We start from the raw sequence: 4,385 nt of genomic DNA on the forward strand, positions 1-4,385 counted from the left end.
GCGCCGTTCTGGATTTCGAAGTCCTGCATCGGATAGCGGTAGGCCAGAACGCCATCGCCCTCCTCAGTCCATTGAATGACGTCAATAAACTGCTTTTTGATGAAATCCATGAGTGCCATGAGGTTCTCCCTGAACGAAAGCAGCCTGATTAGTAGGTCATGCACGCCGCGTTGGTCAGCCCAACGGTCAGCGAAAGTGTGGCAACAAAGATCGCCGGGGCTACTTTGCCAGCGGGAATATCTTCAGCCAGATGCGGCACGGTATAGCGTGCCACCAGGTACGCCAGTATCTGGATCACGCCGGCAATAGCGCCCCAGGCAGCGAGGTCGATCAGCGTGTCGCTGTGGGCAATGACATTGGCTACGGGGAGGGCGAAGCCGAACAGGGCGCCCGACAGGCCAATTGCGGCCGCGATGTTGCCCTGCCGGATCAAGGCGATTTCGTCGTACGGCGTGACGTTCACATAGACCATAAAAAATACGGTAATCAGGACGACGCCAACCGCGAAATAGGCGAGAAAGGCGGGCAACATGGTCAACATTTTAGGCAACATAGAACTCTCCAGTATGCGAATGCTGCGTCGCCGTTCCAGACCGGCAAATACTTCACTTCGACGGGTGCATGACAGCAAAGCGAATCAGTCCGTCAAGAACCAGATTCTCTGTCAATTTAAACGGGATACGCAAGTGCGGTGCAATGCGATGTGCGGCGCCACCCGTCAGCAGACAGCGAGTTTCCTGGGAGGCGGGCAGTCCCGAGAACATTCGCTCGATGGCGCCAACCTGTGCGTGCAGGCAACCACTGACGATGGCATCCGCGGTATTTTGTGGCGTCGTGCTGAAACTGCCTTCAGCCAATGGCAGTTGTGCAGTGTCTCGTGCCAAAGAAGCGCGCATCAGATCGATACCCGGCAGGATCAATCCGCCACGGAATACTCCGCTTGCGTCGAGCCAGTCGACGGTGGTCGCCGTCCCGGCGCCTACGACGAGGCAGTCCGTTGAGCTAAGCCCGCGAGCGCCGATCAACGCCGCCCAGCGGTCGGCGCCCAGGCTCCCGGGCTGATCATAGGCATTGCGCACTCCGCAAATTCCGGCGCTTGAACGCAACCATAGCGGGGCAGGAAAGCGTGTGCCCAATGCCGTTCCGATTACGTCCTCAACCACTTGGCCGGCCACGTTACAGGCGACGATGCGTGCAGCGCCAGGCCACCCAGCGGAGACTTCGGACAAGCTCGCGGCTTCGCTGGTGGGCAGGGCGCCTCGGGCAATCCAGATCGCGCCGTCATGCACGCCCCACTTGATGCGCGTATTGCCGGCGTCGATGGCGATGAGATTCATTGGGCGCGTAGGGAAAGATCGCCGGACAGGCAGCGCTCGACGCCGGCCGAAGTCTGCACCAGCAGGGCGCCGTCAAGGTCGGCGCCGCGGCAGACGCCTTCCTTTTCGAGAAGGCCGTTGCGCAGCAGACGTACCGGATGGTTCTGCCAGGCGTTCAGCGCCTGCCACTGATCACGCAAGACGGCAAAACCGCCGTACGAGAAGCGGTCGAATACATGCGCCAGTTCGACGAGAAGCTGCGCGAACAAGGCGTGTCTTTCCGGCAATGGCAAGATGATATCGTCCAGCGCTGCGGCAGGAAGTGCGAAGTCTGCAGCCTCGCCGATGCTTTCGGGCATGCTCAGGTTGAGGCCGATTCCGACGACGGCCAGCGCGCTGTCCGGCGCGCTCTGCAATTCGACGAGAATGCCGCCGAGTTTTGCGTTGTCATACAGGATGTCGTTCGGCCACTTGAGCATGATGCCGTTGGCGCCGAAGGCTTCAAGGGCGTGAACCACGGCGACGCCCACCGCCAGCGAAAGGCCGGCCAGTTGCCCGACACCACCGTCGAAACGCCAAAGCACAGAAAAAGTCAGACTCGATTCAGGCGATGCCAGCCAGCCACGACCCCGGCTGCCGCGTCCGGCGGTCTGCCGGTCTGTGACGATGACGCTTCCGGCCGGTGCGCCTTCAGCGGCACGCTTGAGCAGCAAGGTGCTGGTCGATTCGCACTCCAGGAGGGAATCGATATCGAATCGGCCGCGCGCATCTCCGAGCATGGATTGCACGCTGACCGGGTCGATCATCGGTGACGAGGAAGAATCAATCACTGCAGTGGCATCGGAAATCAATGCCGCTATTATCGTCAATAACCGCTTCGACTACCGAACTATCCCGTCGCACGCAGCGGATCGCTATTGCGTCCGTCGTCAAGTCCCAGCTCCTGGATCTTGCGCGTGATGGTGTTGCGACCGATACCCAGTGCCAGCGCTGCTTCGATCCGCCGCCCTCCCGTGTGTGCCAGCGCACGGGTAATGAGAACGCGCTCGAAGCTGTTGGTCAGTATTTCGTGAACCTTGCCGCCACTATCCACCAGAAGACGATTGACCTCCTGCGCCAACGCACTCTCCCAGTCGGCAGCGGCGGACTGCAGCGCAGTATCGCGCAGCTCCGCCGGAAGATCGGCGAGGTCAACCTGCTGACCTGGCGCCATGACAGTAAGCCAGTGACAGATGTTTTCCAATTGACGAACGTTGCCAGGGAAATCAAGCGACGCGAGATGTTTGAGCGCTGCCTCGGAAAAACGCTTGGCCTCCACGCCCAGCTCCTGGGCGCTTTTGTGCATGAAATGACGGGCCAGGATCGGAATGTCCTCGCGCCGTTCTCGCAAGCTCGGCAAACGCACGCGGATCACATTCAGGCGGTGAAACAGATCCTCGCGAAAGAGGCCTTCCTTGACGCGATTTTCCAGATTCTGGTGTGTTGCGGCGATGATGCGGACGTTGGCCTTGATCGGGGAATGCCCGCCAACGCGGTAGTAGTTTCCATCGGAGAGCACGCGCAGCAAGCGTGTCTGCAGTTCAGAGGGCATGTCGCCGATTTCGTCGAGAAAAAGCGTGCCGCCTTCGGCTTGCTCGAAGCGACCGCGCCGCTGCACCGCTGCACCGGTAAAGGCGCCTCGCTCATGGCCGAATAGCTCGGACTCAAGCAGCTCCTTGGGAATGGCTGCCGTGTTTATGGCGATGAATGGCTTGTCCGATCGCAAACTGTGGCGATGTACGGCACGGGCGACCAGTTCCTTTCCCGAACCCGACTCGCCGGTGATCATGACCGTTGCGTTCGACTGACTCAGGCGGCCAATGGCGCGAAAGACTTCCTGCATGGCGGGGGCCTGCCCGAGGATCTCAGGAACCAGACCAACCTCGTCGGACGCACCAACCTGGTGCAAGCTCTCGTCAATGGCGCGACGGATCAACTCCAGCGCCTGGTCGACATCAAACGGTTTGGGCAAATACTCGAATGCGCCACCCTGGAAAGCTGCAACGGCACTGTCCAGATCCGAGTAGGCAGTCATGATGATGACCGGCAGAGAAGGGAAGCGCTCTTTGACCTGCTTTAACAGATCCAGCCCGGATTCGCCCGGCATGCGGATATCCGACAACAACACCTGCGGAGGTTCCCTGCCCAGATCAAGCTGCGACAGGGCTTCGCTGGCCGAAGCAAAACTCTTGAATGGCACCTGTTCGCGTGACAGCGTCTTTTCGAGAACCCAGCGTATTGATTTGTCGTCGTCGACGATCCACACAGGCTTCATTGTATTTCCTGACATTACGAATAAGTATGGTTAGCCTTTAGCAAATAGCTTGCCATTTTGGCGATTACTCCGTAATCAGGGGCATCCGTATCGTAAAACAGGTTTGCCCTGGGCGCGTTTCGCATTCGACCGTCCCTTGGTGCTGCTGGATGAAGCTCTGAGCCAGGGTCAGGCCGAGACCGCTACCCCCCTGACGACCTGACACCAGCGGATAGAACATCTTTTCACGGATGTCGTCAGGTATGCCCGGACCGTTGTCGATCACCTGCAATTCAAGCGCCAGACGGAAGCGTTTCTTGGCCAGCGTAACCTGCCGGCTGACACGCGTACGCAATGTGATTTCCCCCGAATTGGGTACGCCGTCGGATTGCCCCTTGATCGCCTGCGCTGCATTGCGCGCGATATTGAGAACAGCCTGTATCAGTTGCTCGCGATCACCGACCAGTTCGGGCAGACTGGTGTCGTAATCGCGCAAAACTGTGAGCGTCAGCGGGAACTCGGCAGACAGCAGGCTGCGCACACGTTCAAGTATTTCGTGGATATTCACCGGGCCTGGCTGCATCGGTCGATGCGGCGAAAGCAGGCGCTTCATCAAATCCTGCAGGCGGTCCGCTTCATTGATGATGACCTGCGTGTACTCGCGCAATCCCGGGTTGTTGAGTTCATGCTCCAGCAATTGCGCCGCCCCACGAATGCCGCCCAGCGGGTTCTTGATTTCATGCGCCAGATTGCGGATCAGCTCACGGCTGGCAATC

The 4,385-nt window shown here is 59.4% G+C and carries 5 protein-coding genes; all 5 read right to left on the minus strand.

The genetic code is table 11. The features are described 5' to 3' along the window. Window positions 1–148: 148 nt before the first annotated feature. Window positions 149–553 (minus strand): DUF350 domain-containing protein, encoded by a 405-nt coding sequence (locus PROAA_RS04645; RefSeq protein ID WP_186410221.1) that lies wholly within the window; start codon window positions 551–553, stop codon window positions 149–151. A 52-nt stretch (window positions 554–605) separates the two neighbouring features. Further along, complete coding sequence (locus PROAA_RS04650; protein WP_186410222.1) at window positions 606–1,337, minus strand: type III pantothenate kinase; 732 nt, start codon at window positions 1,335–1,337, stop codon at window positions 606–608. Further along, a complete protein-coding gene (locus tag PROAA_RS04655) occupies window positions 1,334–2,185 on the minus strand; it encodes a biotin--[acetyl-CoA-carboxylase] ligase (RefSeq protein ID WP_245664161.1) in 852 nt (283 codons plus the stop codon). The genes PROAA_RS04650 and PROAA_RS04655 overlap by 4 nt, the downstream gene beginning before the upstream one ends. Before the next feature lie 20 nt (window positions 2,186–2,205). Next, complete coding sequence (gene ntrC / locus PROAA_RS04660; RefSeq protein ID WP_186410223.1) at window positions 2,206–3,630, minus strand: nitrogen regulation protein NR(I); 1,425 nt, start codon at window positions 3,628–3,630, stop codon at window positions 2,206–2,208. Between the two features lie 64 nt (window positions 3,631–3,694). Continuing rightward, a partial coding sequence (gene glnL, locus PROAA_RS04665) for a nitrogen regulation protein NR(II) (RefSeq protein WP_245664162.1) occupies window positions 3,695–4,385 on the minus strand: 691 nt, incomplete at its 5' end.

Origin of the sequence: Candidatus Propionivibrio aalborgensis (assembly GCF_900089945.1) — a bacterium.
GTDB lineage: Bacteria > Pseudomonadota > Gammaproteobacteria > Burkholderiales > Rhodocyclaceae > Propionivibrio > Propionivibrio aalborgensis.

Coding starts and splice junctions, on each gene's coding strand:
- PROAA_RS04645 (WP_186410221.1), bottom strand. CDS start 553: ATGTTGCCTAAAATGTTGACCATGTTGCCCGCCTTTCTCGCCTATTTC.
- PROAA_RS04650 (WP_186410222.1), bottom strand. CDS start 1,337: ATGAATCTCATCGCCATCGACGCCGGCAATACGCGCATCAAGTGGGGC.
- ntrC (WP_186410223.1), bottom strand. CDS start 3,630: ATGAAGCCTGTGTGGATCGTCGACGACGACAAATCAATACGCTGGGTT.